This window comes from Hydrogenophaga sp. GW456-12-10-14-TSB4 (genome assembly GCF_059424305.1).
The window spans coordinates 55,807-74,724 of the sequence record NZ_JBWKZH010000025.1; the positions used below are offsets into that span (position 1 = coordinate 55,807).

13 protein-coding genes are annotated in these 18,918 nt (G+C 66.9%); 5 read left to right on the forward strand and 8 right to left on the reverse strand.

From position 1 onward, the window contains the following. Positions 1–14: 14 nt before the first annotated feature. The 3 genes from AC07ZS_RS14130 to AC07ZS_RS14140 all read right to left on the reverse strand — a co-directional run bounded on the left by AC07ZS_RS14130 (position 15) and on the right by AC07ZS_RS14140 (position 3,457). A complete protein-coding gene (locus AC07ZS_RS14130) occupies positions 15–1,910 on the reverse strand; it encodes a propionate--CoA ligase (protein WP_494799171.1) in 1,896 nt (631 codons plus the stop codon). 125 nt (positions 1,911–2,035) lie between these two features. Further along, positions 2,036–2,644: an isochorismatase family protein gene (locus AC07ZS_RS14135; RefSeq protein WP_494799172.1), complete on the reverse strand. Its 609-nt coding sequence runs from the start codon at positions 2,642–2,644 to the stop codon at positions 2,036–2,038. A gap of 78 nt (positions 2,645–2,722) precedes the next feature. Beyond that, complete coding sequence (locus AC07ZS_RS14140) at positions 2,723–3,457, reverse strand: TetR/AcrR family transcriptional regulator (protein WP_494799173.1); 735 nt, start codon at positions 3,455–3,457, stop codon at positions 2,723–2,725. Positions 3,458–3,591: 134 nt separating this feature from the next. Between AC07ZS_RS14140 and AC07ZS_RS14145 the strand changes: the two genes are divergently transcribed. Both AC07ZS_RS14145 and AC07ZS_RS14150 read left to right on the forward strand, forming a co-directional pair. Continuing rightward, positions 3,592–5,247: a 4-hydroxyphenylacetate 3-hydroxylase family protein gene (locus AC07ZS_RS14145; protein WP_494799174.1), complete on the forward strand. Its 1,656-nt coding sequence runs from the start codon at positions 3,592–3,594 to the stop codon at positions 5,245–5,247. A gap of 82 nt (positions 5,248–5,329) precedes the next feature. After that, positions 5,330–5,881: a C40 family peptidase gene (locus AC07ZS_RS14150; RefSeq protein WP_494799175.1), complete on the forward strand. Its 552-nt coding sequence runs from the start codon at positions 5,330–5,332 to the stop codon at positions 5,879–5,881. A 30-nt stretch (positions 5,882–5,911) separates the two neighbouring features. Here AC07ZS_RS14150 and AC07ZS_RS14155 read toward each other — a convergent pair whose 3' ends face one another. After that, the gene (locus tag AC07ZS_RS14155) at positions 5,912–6,892 is read right to left on the reverse strand and encodes a Bug family tripartite tricarboxylate transporter substrate binding protein (RefSeq protein ID WP_494799176.1); all 981 of its coding nucleotides are present in this window, start codon (positions 6,890–6,892) and stop codon (positions 5,912–5,914) included. Continuing rightward, positions 6,889–7,824: a LysR family transcriptional regulator gene (locus AC07ZS_RS14160; RefSeq protein WP_494799177.1), complete on the reverse strand. Its 936-nt coding sequence runs from the start codon at positions 7,822–7,824 to the stop codon at positions 6,889–6,891. Before AC07ZS_RS14160 ends, AC07ZS_RS14155 begins: the two co-directional genes overlap by 4 nt. A gap of 100 nt (positions 7,825–7,924) precedes the next feature. On the opposite strand from AC07ZS_RS14160, the gene AC07ZS_RS14165 reads away from it, so the two are divergent. Beyond that, positions 7,925–9,277: an alpha/beta hydrolase gene (locus tag AC07ZS_RS14165; RefSeq protein ID WP_494799178.1), complete on the forward strand. Its 1,353-nt coding sequence runs from the start codon at positions 7,925–7,927 to the stop codon at positions 9,275–9,277. Between the two features lie 71 nt (positions 9,278–9,348). On the opposite strand, the gene lpdA is transcribed toward AC07ZS_RS14165, so the two are convergent. From lpdA to aceE, 3 genes are read right to left on the reverse strand one after another with little or no spacing between them, the layout of a single operon-like run. Then, complete coding sequence (gene lpdA, locus AC07ZS_RS14170) at positions 9,349–11,172, reverse strand: dihydrolipoyl dehydrogenase (RefSeq protein ID WP_494799179.1); 1,824 nt, start codon at positions 11,170–11,172, stop codon at positions 9,349–9,351. Positions 11,173–11,184: 12 nt separating this feature from the next. Beyond that, positions 11,185–12,831, reverse strand: coding sequence for a dihydrolipoyllysine-residue acetyltransferase (gene aceF / locus AC07ZS_RS14175; RefSeq protein ID WP_494799180.1), 1,647 nt, complete (start codon positions 12,829–12,831; stop codon positions 11,185–11,187). Positions 12,832–12,846: 15 nt separating this feature from the next. Further along, positions 12,847–15,558 (reverse strand): pyruvate dehydrogenase (acetyl-transferring), homodimeric type, encoded by a 2,712-nt coding sequence (aceE, locus tag AC07ZS_RS14180; RefSeq protein WP_494799181.1) that lies wholly within the window; start codon positions 15,556–15,558, stop codon positions 12,847–12,849. A 171-nt stretch (positions 15,559–15,729) separates the two neighbouring features. On the opposite strand from aceE, the gene AC07ZS_RS14185 reads away from it, so the two are divergent. Together AC07ZS_RS14185 and AC07ZS_RS14190 are read left to right on the forward strand one after the other, a co-directional pair. Next, on the forward strand, positions 15,730–18,285 hold the full coding sequence (locus AC07ZS_RS14185; protein ID WP_494799182.1) for a PAS domain-containing sensor histidine kinase: 2,556 nt from the start codon (positions 15,730–15,732) through the stop codon (positions 18,283–18,285). Continuing rightward, on the forward strand, positions 18,282–18,908 hold the full coding sequence (locus AC07ZS_RS14190; protein WP_291119523.1) for a response regulator transcription factor: 627 nt from the start codon (positions 18,282–18,284) through the stop codon (positions 18,906–18,908). The genes AC07ZS_RS14185 and AC07ZS_RS14190 overlap by 4 nt, the downstream gene beginning before the upstream one ends. Positions 18,909–18,918 lie beyond the last annotated feature (10 nt).

Genomic DNA, 18,918 nt, shown 5'->3' on the forward strand with positions numbered 1-18,918 from the left:
GCGGGGCCCCGGTGTCAGGCCAGCAAATCCTTGATCTGCTGCAGCGCGGCGGGATCGTCCATGGTGGTGAGATCCCCCGGATCGCGGCCTTCGCACACCGCCTGGATGGCGCGGCGCAGCAGCTTGCCGCTGCGCGTCTTGGGCAACACGGTCACGAAGCGCACCCGCGCCGGGCGGGCCACGGCCCCCAGTTGCTCGTCCACCCGCTTCATGATCTCGCCCTCCAGCTTGAGCCTGGAGGCGTCATCGACCAGTCCGGACGTGTCTTTCGCCACCACGAAGGCCATGGCAACCTGTCCCTTGAGCTGGTCGGCCACGCCCACCACCGCCACCTCCGCCACGTTGGCGTGGCTGGAAATGCTCTCCTCGATCTCCCGCGTGCCCAGGCGGTGGCCCGCCACGTTGATCACGTCGTCGGTGCGACCAAGGATGTAGAAATACCCGTCCTGGTCGCGGATGCCCCAGTCGAAGGTGCTGTAGACCAGTTTGCCCGGAATGCTCTTCCAGTAGGTGTTGATGAAGCGCGCGTCGTCCCTCCACACCGTCTGCATGAAACCGGGCGGCGTGGGCCCCTCGATCACCACCACCCCCTTCTCATCGGCACCGGTGAGCTCTTCACCCGTGGACTCGTGCAGGAGCTTGACGCGGTAGCCGTACATCGGGACGCCCGGGCTGCCGAACTTGCTGGGCTTTTTCTCGACCCCGTTGGCGATGGTCAGGATGGGCCAGCCGCTCTCGGTCTGCCAGTAGTTGTCGATGATGGGCACGCCCAGGCTGTCACTGATCCAGCGCGCCGTCGGTTCGTCCAGCGGCTCGCCGGCAAGGAACAGCGCCTTGAGGCTGGAGAGGTCGTATTGCTTCAGGTACGCGGGGTCCTGCTTCTTGAGGACACGCACTGCGGTCGGCGCGCTGAACATCACCGTCACCTTGTACTTTTCGACCAGCCGCCACCAGATGCCGCCATCGGGCCGGATCGGCAAGCCTTCGTAGAGGATGGTGGCCATGCCGGCGATCAGCGGGCCGTAGACGATGTAGCTGTGCCCCACCACCCAGCCGATGTCGCTGGTGGAGAAGTAGGTCTCACCCGCCTCGCCCATGAAGATGTGCTTCATGCTCGCGGCCAGCGCCACCAGGTAACCGCCGGTGTCGCGCTGCACGCCCTTGGGCTTGCCCGTGGTGCCGCTGGTGTAGATCGTGTAGCTGATCGCGGTCGATTCCATCCACTCGCAGGGCACCTGGGCGTTCAGGTGCTGCTCCCGCAAGGCGGCGTAGTCGTGGTCGCGTCCGGGCACCAGGCTCATCGGTGCCAGGCCCCGGTTGACCAGGACCACCGAGGCCGGCTTGTGGCTGGACAGGCGGATGGCCTCGTCCAGCAGCGGCTTGTACTCGACCACCTTGCCGCCGCGCGAGCCCGCGTCGGCGCTCACGATGGCCACGGGCGAGGCATCGTCGATTCGGTTGGCCAGCGAGTGGCTCGCGAAACCGCCGAACACCACCGAGTGAATGGCACCGATGCGCGCGCAGGCCAGCATGGCGAAGGTGGCTTCGGGAATCATGGGCATGTAGATCAGCACCCGATCCCCCTTCTTCACCCCCTGCCCCAGCAACACCGCGGCCATGCGCTGCACCTCGGCATGCAGCTCGCGGAAGCTGTAGGTGCGCTCGGTGTCGGTCTCGGTCGACACGTAGATCAGCGCGTTGTGATCGGCGCGGTCTTTCAGGTGGCGGTCCACCGCGTTGTGGCACAGGTTGGTCAACCCGCCCTCGAACCAGTGCGCGAACGGTGGGTTGTCGTGGTTGCACACCCGGTCGAAGGGCTTGTGCCAATCCACCAGCGCGGCCTGTTCGGTCCAGAAGGCATCGCGGTCTTCGATGGAACGGCGGTAGAACTCGGCGTAGCCCTGATTCATGAATGTCTCCTGCAGCAGATGGACCCAAAAGTCGTGCACTAAAGTGAATTCATAATTATGTTGAGCCCGCTTGCGCGAGGCTGACACGGCGCAAGGACACCGCCCTGCGCCGCTGCACGCTTCTCTTATTTGATCAAGGCCTGGATCTCGCGGAACGCGGGGTGCTCGGCCGTGCGCAGCCACTCGAAGGCCACCATCTCGGTGGTCACCAGCTCGGCGCCCGCGCCGGCCAGACGGTCGAATGCCGCATCGCGGTTGCGCTCGGTGCGCGAGCCGCAGGCGTCCGTCACCACCCAGACGTCGAACTCCTGCTCGATCAGCTCCAGCGCGGTCTGCAGCAGGCAGACATGGGCCTCGCAGCCGGCCACGACCACGGTCTGGCGCTCCGCCGCAGGCGCCGCCGCTGGCTTCTGCAGGTGCTTGGGCAGGCTGCGCGCATTGCCGGACGCCTGCTGACGCACGGGAGGCCTCAGCCAGTCGGCCAGGCCATCGGACACAGCACCGAAGTGCATCTTGGCCAGGGTTCTCTGGCAGAGCTCCCTCAGCTCGGGCGGGTTGGGCCCCAGCTTTTCAGGGTTCTGCTCGGTGCCCCAGGTGGGCACCTTCAGCACACGGGCCATGCGCGCCAGGCGCACGGCATTGGCCACCACCTGCGGGCCTTCAAAGATGGCAGGCATCAGGCGGTCCTGGTAGTCCACCAGCACGAGTTGGGAATCGGCGGCATCCAGCAGCATCGGTTTGTCTTTCAGGTCAGGGGCTTCGGGAAGAAGCGGGGATTTTCGCAGGCCGCGCCACCGTGACCGTGCGGGGTCTCAAGCACCGAACAGATCGGCCTGCCCCGGCTCAGCGGTGGCAGCGCCATCGCCCGGGTTCAGCCGCGCCACCAGTTGATCCAGGTACGCCTGAAACAGCAGCTCGGGAGACTGCCCGAACATGCGGATGCGGCCCGTGTGCTGCAACAGCAGCAGGCCGACCCCATGGGCGAAAAGCGCGGTGTTCTCGCGCAACGCAGCTTCCGGCGACAGGCCCATCGACTGCAAGGCCTGCTCGCAGGGGAACAAAGCGTCGTGCAGGCGATTGTTGAGCTGCTGGTTCAGCTCACTGGTCAGGCCCCGTGGCGCCAGCCCATGCACCAGGTAAAAGCCCAGGTCCAGATCGCGCGGGTTGCGGGCATAGAAGCCGAACCAGGCCTGCGCCTTGGCCGCCAGCACCCCATGGGGCTGCGGCTTGTGCGGCCTGGCGCTCGCCACTTCCTGGTTGAGTCGCTCCAGCGATTCCGCCAGCAACGCCGCGTAGATCGCCTCCTTGCTCTCGAAGTAGCTGTAGATCGCACCCGGCGTGTAGGCCGCGCGCTTGGCGATCTCCCGGATGCTGGCGCCCTCCACCCCCTTCTCCGCGAAGACGCTGCGCGCCGCCTCGAGCACCAGGGCGCGGCGGGAATCCGACTGCGCGGCCTGCCGCAACTGCCGTTGCCGCAGTTGCTCGCGCGCCGCTTCGGCATCGGCTTCCGACGGCACCGGGATGAGCTCATGCAAATGGACGTCCATGTGAGCAGATTATCGCCACATCAAACGTCAGACCAAAAAATGAACACTTGAATAATTTATTGAACGTTGTTTAAATATTAATGCGAAGGGCAAAAATTTCCACCGAAGCCAGTCAAATCAACAGGAGTCACCCCATGAACACCCAAGCTCACCCACCGGCACTCATGAGCGGCCAGGATTTCCGCGACTCCCTCCGTCAGCGCCGACCCAGGGTGTTCGTGGACGGGCGGGCCGTGGACAGCGTGGCCGACGACCCCGCCCTGCAACCCGGCATCAACGCCATCGCCCTGACCTACGACCTGGCGCTCCAGACCCGGTACGCGCCCCTGATGACCGCGGTCCAGCAGACGAGTGGCCGCACCGTCAACCGCCTGAGCCACATCAACACCAGCAGCGGCGATCTGCTCAACAAGCTGGAAGCGGTGCGCCTGGTGTGCCAGGAAACCGGTTGTGCCCAACGCTACCTCACGCACGACGCGCTCAACGCCATCGGCCAGGTGTCGGCCCGCATCGATGACGCACGCGGCAGCAAGGAGCACACCGAACGCTTTCTGAACTACCTGCACCGCGTGCAGGACCAGGACCTGACCCTGGGCGTGGCCATGACCGACGCCAAGGGCGATCGCAGCCGACGCCCGTACGAGCAGGCCAATGTGGACAGCTACGTCCACGTGGTGGAGAAGAACGCCAGGGGCATCGTCATCAGCGGCACGAAGGCCATCGTCACCGGAGCCCCGTACGTGCACGAGCTGCTCGTCATGCCCTGCCGCCAGATGGGCCGTGAAGACGCCGACTTCGCCGTCTGCTGCGCCGTGCCCATCGACGCCCCCGGCCTGACCATCGTCGCGCGGCCTGCCGGTCGACCGGGCGAAAAAGTGGAGCACGGGGAAGCCCTGTTCAGCCGCAAGTACGGGCAAAGCACGGGCGTCTGCATCTTCGACCGGGTGTTCGTGCCCTGGGACGACGTGTTCTACGCCGGCGAGTGGGAGCACTCCAGCCACCTCACCTACAGCTACGCCACCCACCACCGCCACACCTGCATCGGCGCGCGGGCGGGCTTCGGCGACCTGCTCATCGGCGCCGGGGCGCTCATGTGCGAAGCCAACGGCTTCGACCCGGGCCGGGAAACCCACTTGCGCGAACAGATGGTGGAACTGATCACCATCACCGAGGGCTTCTATGCCTGCGGTGTCGCAGCCAGCGTCTACGGCAAGGCCGACCCGCACAGCCAGACCTTCATGCCCGACCCCGTGTTCTCCAACATCGGCAAGCTGTTGCTGGCGACCAAAATCTACGACATGCACCGCATCGCCCACTACGTGAGCGGCGGCCTGATCGTCACCCTGCCCGGCCCGGACGAAGACCACAACCCGGAAACCGGCGCCAGGCTCTCGGAGGTGCTGCGCGCCAACCCCGACGTGCCTTACGAGCAGCGGATCCAGACGGCGCGCTTCCTCGAAGACCTCACCGCCGGCTACCAGGGGGGTTGGTACAGCGTGATCAGCCTGCATGGCGGCGGCTCCCCGGCGGCCATGAAGCAGGAAATCTGGCGCAACTACCCGGTAGGCAACAAGGTGGAACTGGTCGAGCGCCTGCTGGAGCGGGGCGTGGCGGCCGACGGCAGCGCCGCCGCGCGGCCTCACGACCCGGCACGCGCCATCACGAAAAACCGCCAGCCGGGCAAGTGCTGCGACACCGGCTGCACCACGCCCGGTCAGCCGGTGATGGTGGATCTTCCGTCGGTCGCCGACACCCTTCCGTCGCGAGCCGCCTCGCCAACCACGAAATGAATACGAAAGTGGTTGTAAATCAAGGGGTTGGCGCCTGATTCTCGCTTGACTTCCAGCAGCGCCGCCGATACCCTCACGGCCTATGTTGCGTTGGCTCCCCATTCTTCTGCTGTGCGGTTCGGCCGTGGCCCAGGCCGCTCCGGGCAACACCGGCTATGAGGACATGGATTCGCTGCTCAACGACAAAGGCCTGATGGCCCGCATCGGCCAGCAGGTTCAGCATGCGCGCGAGACGGTGAGCGACCAGGCCTCCAGCCTCGTCATCAATGCCATGGCCTTCCTGGACGTGCCGTACCGCTACGGCGGCAACAGCGCCGAAACGGGTTTTGATTGCAGCGGCTTCGTTCGCGCCGTGTACGAACAATCGCTGGGCAAGATCCTGCCCCGCCGTTCCGACGAGCAGGCCGCCGCGACGCAGACCATCGACCGCAGCGAACTCAAGCCCGGCGACCTGGTGTTCTTCAACACCATGCGCCGCGCCTTCAGCCACGTCGGCATCTACGTGGGCGACGGCAAGTTCATCCACTCCCCTCGCAGCGGCGCTCAGGTGCGCATGGAAGACATGCGCCTGGCGTACTGGAACAAGCGCTTCAACGGTGCGCGCCGCGTGGAAGTGGCCGACAAGGCCCCCTGAGCCCGGCTGGCCAAGCCGGCCAGATCTCCCTCACTCCATCTTGATGTTCGCGCCCTTGAGCGCGCGGTTGCTGCGCCATTCCTCGGCCATGCGGCGCGCGAAAGAAGCCCGGTCGCCGAGCGCCGGCAGGTTGTCCGACGCCATGAGGCGCTCGCGGATCAGCGGCGTTCGCACCGCTGCGTTGATTTCGGCGTTGAGCCGGTCCAGCACCTGGGGCGGCGTGCCACCCGGTGCGAACACACCGAACAGCGAAGTGACGTTGGCCTGGGGCAGCCCCAGCTCGGTGAAGGTTGGCACCTGGGGCAAGACCTCCAGCCGCTGAGGCGCGCCGACCGCCAGGGGCTTGAACCGCCCGGCCTGGATGTGTGCCAGCTGAGCGGGCGCCACATTGGTTGAGAGCAATTCGAACTGACCGCCGAGCGCATCGGTGAGCTGCTGGCCTCCGCCCTTGTAAGGGATGTGCGTGACCGCGACACCGGCCCCCAGCTGCACCTGCTCCAACACCAGATGGCCCGCGGTGGCCAGGCCCGACGTGGCCCAACGCAAAGCGCCCGGGCCAAGCCTGGCCTGCGCCAGCAGGTCCGCGAAAACCTGGCCGGTGAACGCCGGCGTGCCCACCAGCAGCACCGGCGTGTACATCACGCTGGCCACCGGTGCAATATCGCGAAACGGGTCATAGCCCACCGTGCCGAGATGGGGACGCAGGGTCAGCGGACTGACCGCCGAGAAAGCCAGCGTGTACCCGTCCGCCGGTGCACGCGCCAGCGCCTGCAAGCCGACGCTGCCGCCACCGCCGCCCCGGTTCTCCACCGTCACCGGCACACCGAGCTGCGTTGAAAGGCGCTCGGCCAGCGAACGCGCCACGCCATCGCTGAGCCCGCCGGGCGGGTACACCACGATGATGCGCAGGGCTTGCGAGGGCCAGGCGGGCTGGGCACCGGCCGGCGGCTGGGCGCCAAGGCCCACCAGCGCCAGCCACGCCGCCAGGGCATGCCGACGGGACAGCCTCATGCCGTGCCCCGCCCTCGCCGCTCGCGCGCCTGCGCCTTGCGCGCCGTGTCCCGGGCGATCTTGAGGAAATGCGCCGCCGGACCGGAGGCCTCCGCCGAGCGGTACACCAGCGTGAGCGGCGCATCCAGCGGTGTGTCCTCCCGCAGCGGCAAGTACACCACCGCGTGGGGATGCAGCCCGCTCATGGAAGCCGGCACCACCGCGATGCCCGCGCCCGCCGCCACCAGGTTCAGGCTGGTCACCATGCGCTCGACCTCGGCGGCGATGCGCGGGCGAAAGCCCTGCGCCTCACACAGCGTCAGGAGGTTGGCGTACAGCCCCGGAGCGCCGGGCTGCCGCACCAGGATGAAACCCTCGTCACGCAGGTCCGCCAGGGTCAGCGCAGACGAGCGCCGCTGCGCCAGGGCGTGATCTCCGGGCAGCGCCACCAGCACCGGCTCGCGCAACAGCACCTCGAAGGTCAGGCCTTCGGGCTGCGAGACCGGCACGCGGATCAGCCCGCAATGCAGGCGCCCGGCCTCCACCGCCTCGGTGATGCCGGCCGCGTGGTCTTCGCGGATCGATAGCGCGATGCCCGGCCAGGCCCGACGGCAGGCGCGCAAGGCCTCGGGCGTGAAGGCGTGCGCGGCGGCAGAGCTGGTGAAGCCCACGTTGAGCACGCCCAATTCGCCGCGCGCCACGCGCGCCATGCGCTGCTCCATGGCCGCCATGTCGTCCACCAGCTGGCGCGCCTCGCGCTCGAACAGGCGGCCGGCGTCCGACAGCGCCACGCCCTTGGGGTGGCGGTGAAAAAGGGCCACCCCGAGCTCGCGCTCGAGGGCCTTGATCTGCAGGCTCAACGGCGGCTGCTGGATGCCCAGGCGCTCGGCCGCGCGCGTCATGTGACCGGTCTCGGCGACCGCCAGGAAGTAGCGCAGGTGCCTGATCTCCATATCTCAAAGGTATCGAAAATGGTGTCTCAGTATATTTGACGCAAGGTTCCAACCGACCTATCGTCCACGTGGCCTTGAACCACATTGGAGACATTTCATCATGCCCTTGCGCCCCATCGCGCTGCTCGCGCTCGCCGCCCTGGCCGGCCACGTCGGCGGTGCCGCCGCCGAAACCCCCGCCGAGCCCCAGGCCCGCGCCTGTCCTGCCGAAGTGCCGGCCGGCTCGACCTGCTACACCGGCGAAGACGGTCTGGGTGGCTTCTACTGGATCGCCCTGCCCGCCCAATGGAAGCCCGCGACGGGCGTGCTGGTGGTCCACGCCCACGGCGGCCCGGCCGACACAGGCCCCGCCACGCTCGCGCGCGGCGAGGAAGACCTGAAACGCTGGGCCGTGACCGTCAAGGCCGGCCACGCCTGGGCCGGCGCCACCTACCGGCGGGGCGGCTTCGGCGTGAGCATGGCGGCCGAGGACACCGAGCGCGTGCGCCGCGTCTTCGTGAAGCACTTCGGCCCGCCCCGCCGCACCATCCTGCACGGACAAAGCTACGGCGCCTCGGTCGCCGCCAAGGGCGCCGAACTCTATGCCACGGCGGAGGGCCCCAACGGCCCGGTCAAAGGCCCCTACGACGGCATGCTGCTCACCAGCGGCATGCTGGGCGGCGGCACCCGCGCCTACGACTTCCGGATCGACCTGCGCGTGGTCTACCAATACGTGTGCAAGAACCACCCGAAGGCGGACGAGCCCCAGTACCCGCTGTGGCAAGGCTTGCCGATGGACGCCAAACTCACACGGGCTGAGCTGGCCGCCCGCGTGGACGAATGCACCGGCGTGCGCAAGCCCGCCGCCCAGCGCACCGAGCAGCAGAAGGCCAACCTCGCCAACATCGTCAACGTCATCAAGATCCCCGAGCGCTCGCTCATCGCCCACCTCAACTGGGCGACCTGGCTGTTCCGCGACCTGACCCAGCTGCGCCTGGGCAATCGCAACCCGTTCAACAACGCCAACGTGCGGTACACGGGCTCGACGGACGATGCCGCGCTGAACGCCGGGGTGCTGCGCTACACCGCCGACCCGGCCGCCGTGGCCGAGCTGGCGAAAGACAGCGACCCCGCAGGCCGGATCAACATGCCCGTGCTCTCGCTGCACGCCGTCAACGACCCGACCGCGTTTGTCGAACTCGAGTCCGCCTACCGCGAGACGATCGATCGCGCGGGCCAAGGCGGCTTGCTGGTGCAAACCTTCAGCGACGAGTCCGAGCACAGCTACCTGAGCGATCCGCAGTACCCTGCGCTGTTCACCGCCCTGCTCAACTGGATCGACAAGAACGAGAAGCCCACGCCCCAGACGGTGGCCTCGCTCTGCAAAGGCTACGAGGCCGCGTACGGCGACACCTGCAGGCTGCTGCCCGACTACCGCAGCGCGCCGCTGACCAGCCGCGTCCCGCCGCGCTGACCGCACCCCCATGAAAAAAGCCGCCGGCCCGGAAGGGCTGGCGGCTTCTCTTTTGGCGGTCGTCGCGGCGTTTACTTGCGCTGCGGCGGCACGTCCGTGCAGGACCCGTGGGCGATCTCGGCCGCCATGCCGATGCTTTCGCCCAGCGTGGGGTGCGGGTGAATGGTCTTGCCGATGTCCACCGCGTCCGCGCCCATCTCGATGGCCAGCGCGATCTCGCCAATCATGTCGCCCGCGTGCGTGCCCACCATGCCGCCGCCCAGGATCTTGCCGTGGCCATGGGCCTCGGGCGAGTCGTCGAACAGCAGTTTGGTCACGCCCTCGTCGCGGCCATTGGCGATGGCGCGGCCCGAGGCCGTCCAGGGGAACAGGCCCTTCTTGACCTTGATGCCCTGCGCCTTGGCCTGGTCTTCGGTCAGACCCACCCAGGCCACCTCGGGGTCGGTGTAGGCCACGCTCGGAATGACGCGCGCGTTGAACGCCGCGCTGGCCAGCTCCTTGTTGCCCTGCAGTTCACCGGCGATCACCTCGGCCGCCACGTGCGCCTCGTGCACCGCCTTGTGCGCCAGCATGGGCTGGCCCACGATGTCGCCGATGGCGAAGATGTTGGGCACATTGGTGCGCATCTGGATGTCGACGTTGATGAAGCCCCGGTCCGTCACCGCCACACCGGCCTTTTCGGCGCCGATCTTCTTGCCGTTGGGCGTGCGGCCCACCGCCTGCAGCACCAGGTCGTAGGTCTGCGGTGCGGGTGCGGTACCGCCCGGCTCAGCGCTCTCGAACGTCACCTCGATGCCCGCCGGCGTGGCCTTGGCCGACACCGTCTTGGTCTTGAGCATGATGTTGTCGAAGCGCGGGGCGTTCATCTTCTGCCAGATCTTCACCAGGTCGCGGTCGGCGCCCTGCATCAGGCCGTCGAGCATCTCCACCACGTCCAGGCGAGCGCCCAGGGTGCTGTAGACCGTGCCCATTTCCAGGCCGATGATGCCGCCGCCCAGGATCAGCATGCGCTTGGGCACTTCCTTGAGCGCCAGCGCGCCGGTGCTGTCCACCACACGCGGATCGTCCGGCATGAAAGGCAGGCGCACGGCCTGCGAGCCGGCCGCGATGATGGCTTTCTTGAAGCCGATCACCTGCTTCTTGCCGGTCTTCTCCTGGCCGGTGGTGCCCGTGGTCTCTTCCACTTCGAGGTGGTTGGCGCCCACGAAGGAGCCGACACCGCGCACGGTGGTGACCTTGCGCATCTTGGCCATGGCCGCCAGGCCGCCGGTGAGCTTGCCGATCACCTTTTCCTTGTGGCCGCGCAGCTTCTCGATGTTGACCACCGGGCGGCCGAATTCCACGCCCAGCGCCGCCATGTGGCTGACTTCGTCCATCACCGCCGCCACGTGCAGCAGCGCCTTGGACGGGATGCAGCCCACGTTCAGGCACACACCACCCAGGGTGGCGTAGCGCTCGACCAGCACCACCTTCAGGCCCAGGTCGGCCGCGCGGAAGGCCGCGCTGTAGCCGCCGGGACCGCCGCCGAGCACGACCACGTCGCACTCGAGATCGGCACTGCCGCCGAAACTGGCGGCCGTTGGCGCAGCCACAGGGGCCGCAGCGGGTGCCGCCTGCGGCGCAGGTGCCGGTGCGCTGGCCGCGGGCGCAGCCGCACCGGCCGCTTCCAGCGTCAGCACCACGCTGCCCTGCTTGACCTTGTCGCCCAGCTTGACCTTGAGCTCCTTGACCACGCCCGCCTGTGAAGACGGAATTTCCATCGAGGCCTTGTCGGACTCGACCGTGATCAGGCTTTGTTCGGCCTTGACCGTGTCGCCGGGCTTGACCAGCAACTCGATCACCGCCACTTCGTCGAAGTCGCCGATGTCGGGAACTTGAATGTCGATCAGTGCCATCTGCGTGGTCCTTTACAGCAACACGCGACGGAAGTCGCTGAGGATCTGGCCGAGGTACACGTTGAAGCGCGCGGCGGCGGCGCCGTCGATCACGCGGTGGTCCCAGGTCAGCGAGAGCGGCAGCATCAGGCGCGGCTGGAAGGCCTTGCCGTCCCACACCGGTTCCATGGTGCTCTTGCACACGCCCAGGATGGCCACCTCGGGCGCGTTGATGATGGGCGTGAAATAACGCCCGCCGATGCCGCCCAGGCTGGAGATGGTGAAGGTCGCCCCGCTCATCTCGGCCGGGCTCAGCTTGCCCTCGCGCGCCTTCTTGGCGAGCTCGCCCATTTCCTGGCTGATCTGCAGCACGCCCTTCTTGTCGGCGTCCTTGATCACCGGAACCATCAGGCCGTTGGGCGTGTCGGCCGCGAAGCCGATGTGCCAGAACTGCTTGTAGATCAGGGCGTCGCCGTCGATCGAGCTGTTGAACTCGGGGAATTTCTTGAGCGCGGCCACGCAGGCCTTGATCAGGAAAGCGAGCATGGTGACCTTGACGCCGCTCTTCTCGTTTTCCTTGTTGGTGGACACGCGGAAGGCTTCGAGGTCGGTGATGTCGGCGTCGTCGTGGTTGGTGACCGCCGGGATCATGACCGCGTTGCGCAGCAGATTGGCGCCGCTGATCTTCTTGATGCGGCCCATCTCCTTGCGCTCGATCGGGCCGAACTTGGCGAAGTCGACCTTGGGCCAGGGGATCAGGCCCAGGCCTGCGCCGTCGCCGCCACCGGCGGGGGCCTTGGCGGCCTGCGCCTTGGTCTGCGTGGCACCGGCCATCACCGACTTGGTGAAGCTCTGCACGTCGTCCAGCACGATGCGGCCCTTGGGACCGCTGCCCTTGACCTCTTCCAGCGGCACGCCCAGCTCGCGGGCGAACTTGCGCACCGAGGGCGAGGCGTGAGGCAGGCCCAGGGCGGCCGTGGCGGTGGGGTTGTGGGCCGGCGCTGCAGCGGCGGGTGCCGATGCCGTGGCGGCCTGGGGGGCCACCGCGGCGGGTGCTGCCGGCGCAGCGGCAGGCGCAGGTGCCGCAGCCGGGGCGGCGGCGGCGGTTCCTTCCAGAATCGCCAGCAGGTCACCGATGTTCACGGTGTCGCCGATCTTGACCTTGAGTTCCTTGAGCACACCGGCCGCCGAAGACGGGATCTCCATCGAGGCCTTGTCGGACTCGACCGTGATCAGGCTCTGCTCCACCGCGATCTTGTCGCCGGGCTTGACCAGCACCTCAATCACCGCCACGTCCTTGAAGTCGCCGATGTCGGGCACGCGCACCTCGACCGGGCCGGCCGCAGCCGCAGGCGCGGCCGCCACAGGGGCAGCCACGGGCGCCGGTGCGGCGGCGGCAGGAGCCGCCACCGGAGCCGGGGCTGGGGCGGCCGCCGCATCGCCTGCGGTCTCCAGCACCAGCACCACCGAGCCCTGCTTGACCTTGTCGCCCAGCGCGACCTTGAGTTCCTTGACCACACCGGCCGCGCTGGAGGGGATCTCCATCGACGCCTTGTCCGACTCGACCGTGATCAGGGACTGCTCGGCCTTGACCGTGTCGCCCACCTTCACCAGCAGCTCGATGACCGCAACTTCATCAAAGTCACCGATGTCCGGGACCTTCACATCCATCTGTGCCATGTTCTTGTCTCCGGATTACGCGTACAGCGGGTTCACTTTGTCGGCGTTGATGCCGTACTTCTTGATTGCCTCGGCCACCTTGGCCGCCGGCAGCTTGCCCTCTTCGCTCAAGGCCTTGAGCGCGGCGACCACGATGTAGTGGCGGTTGATCTCGAAGTGCTCGCGCAGCTTGCTGCGGAAATCGCTGCGGCCGAAGCCGTCCGTGCCCAGCACCTTGTACGTGCGGTCCTTGGGGACGAAGGGGCGGATCTGTTCCGCGTAGTTCTTCATGTAGTCGGTGGACGCGATCACCGGGCCGGTGGTGGCGCCCAGCTGCTGTGCCACGAAAGGCACGCGCGGCGTCTCGGTCGGGTGCAGCAGGTTCCAGCGGTCGGCGTCCTGGCCGTCGCGGGCCAGTTCGTTGAAGCTCGGGCAGCTCCACACGCCGGCGCTCACGCCCCAATCCTTCTCCAGCAGCTCCTGTGCGGCGATGCTCTCGCGCAGGATGGTGCCGCTGCCCAGCAGTTGCACGCTGGGCGCGTCCTTCTTGAGGGCCGGCGCCTGCTTGCAGTAGTACATGCCCTTGATGATCTGCTCCTCGGTGCCGGGCTGCAGGCCGGGCATCGGGTAGTTCTCGTTGAGCAGCGTCAGGTAGTAGAAGACGTTGTCCTGCTTCTCGACCATGCGCTTCAAGCCGTGGTGCAGGATCACCGCCACTTCGTGCGCGAAGGTCGGGTCGTAGCTGATGCAGTTCGGGATCGTGCCGGCCAGGATGTGGCTGTGGCCGTCTTCGTGCTGCAGGCCTTCGCCGTTGAGCGTGGTGCGGCCCGAGGTGCCGCCCAGCAGGAAGCCGCGCGCCTGCATGTCGCCCGCCGCCCAGGCCAGATCGCCGATGCGCTGGAAGCCGAACATGGAGTAGTACACGTAGAACGGCACCATGATGCGGTTGCTCGTGCTGTAGCTCGTGGCCGCCGCGATCCAGCTGCTCATGCCGCCGGCTTCGTTGATGCCTTCCTGCAGGATCTGGCCGGCCTTGTCTTCCTTGTAGTACATCACCTGGTCCTTGTCGACCGGGGTGTACTGCTGACCGTGCGGGTTGTAGATGCCGACCTGGCGGAACAGGCCTTCCATGCCGAAGGTGCGGGCCTCGTCCACCAGGATGGGCACGATGCGCGGGCCCAGGGCCTGGTCGCGCAGCAGCTGGGTGAGGAAACGCACGTAGGCTTGCGTGGTCGAGATCTCGCGGCCTTCGGCGGTGGGATCGAGCACGGCCTTGAAGGTCTCCAGCGAGGGCACGGTGAAGCTCTCGTCGGCCTTCACGCGGCGCTTGGGCAGGTAGCCGCCGAGGGCCTGGCGGCGCTCGTGCAGGTATTTCATTTCCGGCGTGTCGTCGGCCGGCTTGTAGAACGGGATCTTGGACAGTTCGCTGTCCGGGATCGGCAGGTTGAAGCGGTCGCGGAAGATCTTGATGTCCTCGTCCGTGAGCTTCTTGGTCTGGTGAACCGTGTTCTTGCCCTCGCCCGCCTTGCCCATGCCGAAGCCCTTGACGGTCTTGATCAGCAGCACGGTGGGCTGGCCCTTGTGGTTGACCGCCTTGTGGTAGGCCGCGTAGACCTTCTGCGGGTCGTGGCCGCCGCGCTTGAGGTTCCAGATGTCGTTGTCGCTCAGGTGGGCGACCATCTCCAGCGTCTTGGGATCGCGGCCGAAGAAATGCTTGCGCACATAGGCGCCGTCGTTGGCCTTGAACGACTGGTAGTCGCCGTCGACCGTGTCCATCATGATCTTGCGCAGCGCGCCGTCCTTGTCGCGCGCCAGCAGCGAGTCCCACTCGCTGCCCCACAGCAGCTTGATCACGTTCCAGCCAGAGCCGCGGAACTCGCCTTCGAGCTCCTGGATGATCTTGCCGTTGCCACGCACCGGGCCGTCCAGGCGCTGCAGGTTGCAGTTCACCACGAAGATCAGGTTGTCGAGGTTTTCACGGGCGGCCAGGCTGATCGCGCCCAGCGACTCGACTTCGTCCATCTCGCCGTCGCCGCAGAACACCCAGACCTTGCGGTTTTCGGTGTTGGCGATGCCACGGGCGTGCAGGTACTTCAGGAAACGCGCCTGGTAGATCGCCATCAGCGGGCCCAGGCCCATGGACACCGTGGGGAACTGCCAGAACTCGGGCATGAGCTTGGGGTGCGGGTAGCTGGAGAGCCCCTTGCCGTTGACTTCCTGGCGGAAGTTGAGCAGTTGCTCTTCGGTCAGGCGGCCTTCCAGGTAAGCGCGGGCGTAGACACCCGGCGACACGTGACCCTGGATGTAAAGGCAGTCACCGCCGTGGTTCTCGCTCTCGGCATGCCAGAAGTGGTTGAAGCCGGCGCCGAACATGTGGGCCAGCGAGGCGAACGAACCGATGTGGCCGCCCAGATCCCCCCCGTCCTCAGGGTTGTGGCGGTTGGCCTTCACCACCATCGCCATGGCGTTCCAGCGCATGTAGGCGCGCAGGCGTTCTTCGATTTCGATGTTGCCCGGGCAGCGCTCTTCCTGGTTCGCCTCGATGGTGTTGACGTAACCGGTGGTGGCCGAAAAAGGCAGGTCAATGCTGTGCTGGCGGGCTTCTTCCAGCAATTGCTCCAGCAGGAAGTGCGCCCGTTCGGGGCCCTCGCGCTCGATGACGGCGGCCAGCGCCTCCATCCACTCACGGGTTTCCTGGGAATCCGCGTCCGCGGCACCACGGACGTTGAGAGCGTCATTCGCTGACATGTTGTCTCCTGTTGGTTTCAATCGAGCTTACGGAGGTCCATCCGCACTGTCACTGATTTTTCCACAAAAGCTTTTCATTTTCAACATATGCTTCATGTTTTTGTATTGTGAAATTATGAAACGAGTGGAAAGCGAAGCCCGGAGCACCCGCTCACGTAGACTCTCGGGTTCATGATTCCCCTGCCCGAAACCACGCCACCGAACAGCGCGCCCGCGCAGGCCGTCTGGTGGAAACGCTGGTGGCGCCGCCTTCCGCCCTCCCGGCAAGACCGCTTCGCCACCCTCGGCCCCTTGCTGGCCGTGCTGCTGTTCCTCTCGGCCATCGTCGTGGCCATCACCTACCTGCGCTACGAAGAACTCGAACGTGAGCAGGAGGCCGTGACACGCGACGTGGAGTACGCCCAGCAACGCCTGCGCCTGCGCCTGCTCGAACGACAGGAGCAGCTCATGCGCCTGGCCCGCGAGGTGGGCAACAAGGAGATCGAAAGCGAGGAATTCGAGTTCCAGGTCGAATCCCTGGTGAGCCAGTTCCCCGAGATGCTGGCCATCAGCTGGGTGGACGGTCGTCGCAACGTGCTGGCCACCTATGCCTCGCCCAGCGCGCCCGCCGCGCTGGTGCGCCCCATCGGCACCGTGCTCACACCCGGCGAGACGGATGGCTCCTTCGATCTCGCGCGCGACCTTCGCCAACCCATCTACTCGCGCCCCCTGGGTGAGGACGCGCGCAACTCGACCCTGATGCTGCACGTGCCGCTGAGCGAGCAAGGCCGCTTCTCCGGCACCATCATGGGCGAGTACTCGATCGACGGCCTGATGCGCTTCGGCATCCCGCCGGAAATCATGGCCCGTTACGCCGTGGCACTGGTCGACGACCGGGGCCGCGTGCTGGCCGGCAGCCTGCAGACCCCTTCCACCGTGCTGCGCCTGCTGCCGTGGTCGAACCCACCGCTGGAACACGAAGTGCCCGTCTCGCCCGTGGGCAACGGCCTCATCCTGAAAGCCCAGGGCTACCGCACCTCGCAGGACATTGTGGGCAGCGGCTTCTTCTGGGTCATCGGCGCCCTCTCCGCGCTCACGGTGTGGATGCTGCTCGGCACCTGGCGCCACACCCGCCGCCGCGTGCAGGCGCAGCAGGCCCTGGTGGCCGAGACCAACTTCCGCCGGGCGATGGAAAACTCCATGCTCACCGGCATGCGGGCGCTGGACATGCAGGGCCGCATCACCTACGTCAACCCGGCCTTCTGCTCCATGACCGGTTGGACCGAAGGCGAACTCGTCGGCCGCACCGCCCCCTTCCCCTACTGGCCGGAAGAGGAACACGACCAACTCGCCGCGCGCCTGGAAGACGAGTTGCGTGGCCGCTCCACCCCCGGCGGCTTCGAGGTCCACGTGAAGCGCCGCGATGGCAGCATCTTCGACGCGCGCATGTACGTCTCGCCGCTGATCGACCCCAAGGGCCATCAGACCGGCTGGATGACCTCGATGACCGACATCACCGAGCCCAAGCGCATCCGGGAAGAGCTCTCCGCGTCCTATGAGCGCTTCACCACGGTGCTGGAGTCGCTCGACTCCGCCGTCTCGGTCGCTCCGCTGGGCAGCGACGAGATGCTGTTCGCCAACAAGATGTACCGCCTGTGGTTCGGCACCCGGGGCCAGGGGCACCGGCACCTGGTCGACCTCGCCGGCAATCAACCCTCCCCCAGCCCCGACGACGGCGATGCCGTGGACGCCTTTGCCGGCATGCCCACCGAAACGCTGACCGACGCGGGCGCGGAAAACGCCGAAGTCTTCGTCGAGGAGCTGGACCGCTGGCTGGAGGTGCGCACGCGCTACCTCACCTGGGTCGACGGCCGGCTCGCCCAGATGGTGATCGCCAGCGACATCACGCCGCGCCGCTACGCGGAGGAACAGGCCTCCCGCCAGGCCGAGCGCGCGCAGACCGCCAGCCGGCTGATCACCATGGGTGAGATGGCCTCGAGCGTGGCGCACGAACTCAACCAGCCGCTGACCGCGATCACCAACTACTGCAACGGCATGATCTCGCGCGTGACCGAGCAGCGCATCACCACCGACGAGCTGCTCGGCGCCCTCGAGAAAACCTCCCGCCAGGCCCAGCGCGCAGGCCAGATCATCCAGCGCATCCGTGCCTTCGTGAAGCGCAGCGAGCCCAACCCCACCCTGTCCGACGTGGCGCAGATGGTGAGCAATGCGATCGAACTGGCCGACATCGAACTGCGCCGCCATCAGGTGCGCCTCTCGCCCTATGTGGCCGCGCGCCTTCCCAATCTGATGGTCGACCCCATCCTGATCGAACAGGTGCTGATCAATCTCCTGAAGAACGCGGGCGAAGCCATTGCGCAGGCGGGGCGTGCCCCCGGCGAGCGGTACGTGGAACTGCGCGTCGGCCCGCGCCGCCTGGACGACGTGGACGTGGTGGAATTCTCGGTGCGCGACTCCGGCAACGGCGTGCCCGATGAAATGATCGAGCGCATCTACGAGGCCTTCTACAGCACCAAGAGCGAGGGCATGGGCATCGGCCTCAAACTGTGCCGCAGCATCGTCGAATCGCATCACGGCCGGATGCAGGTTCAGAACATCTACAATGGCGAAGAGGTGGTGGGCTGCTGCTTCAGCTTCTGGATTCCTGTGGTCTCACGGCTGCAGAACCTCAGCGCCGGGGCCGGGCCCGCCACAGAGTCGCTGACCGACACTGAAAGAGCGAGATGAGTTTGATCCCCAAAAAAGGCAGCGTCTACGTGGTCGATGACGACGAGGCGGTGCGCGACTCTCTGCAATGGCTCCTCGAAGGCAAGGACTTCCGGGTCCGATGTTTCGAATCGGCCGAGGCCTTTCTCAGTCGCTACGACGCGCGCGAAGTGGCCTGCCTGATCGCCGACATCCGTATGGGCGGCATGACCGGCATGGAACTTCAGGAACGCCTGATCGAGCGCCAGTCTCCCCTGCCCATCGTCTTCATCACCGGCCACGGCGACGTGCCCATGGCGGTGGAGTCCATGAAGCGCGGCGCACTCGACTTCATCCAGAAGCCGTTCAAGGAAGACCAGCTCGTGGCCCTGGTCGAGCGCATGCTCGAGCACGCGCGCGAGGCCTTCGCCACCCACCAGCAGGCGGTCAGCCGCGACGCCCTGCTCTCCAAGCTCACCAGCCGCGAAGCGCAGGTGCTCGAGCGCATCGTCGCCGGCCGCCTGAACAAGCAGATCGCCGACGACCTGGGCATCAGCATCAAGACGGTGGAGGCGCACCGTGCCAACATCATGGAGAAGCTCGGTGCCAACACCGTGGCCGACCTGCTCAAGATCGCGCTCGGCCAGACCCCGGCCAAGGCCTGACCCCAGACCC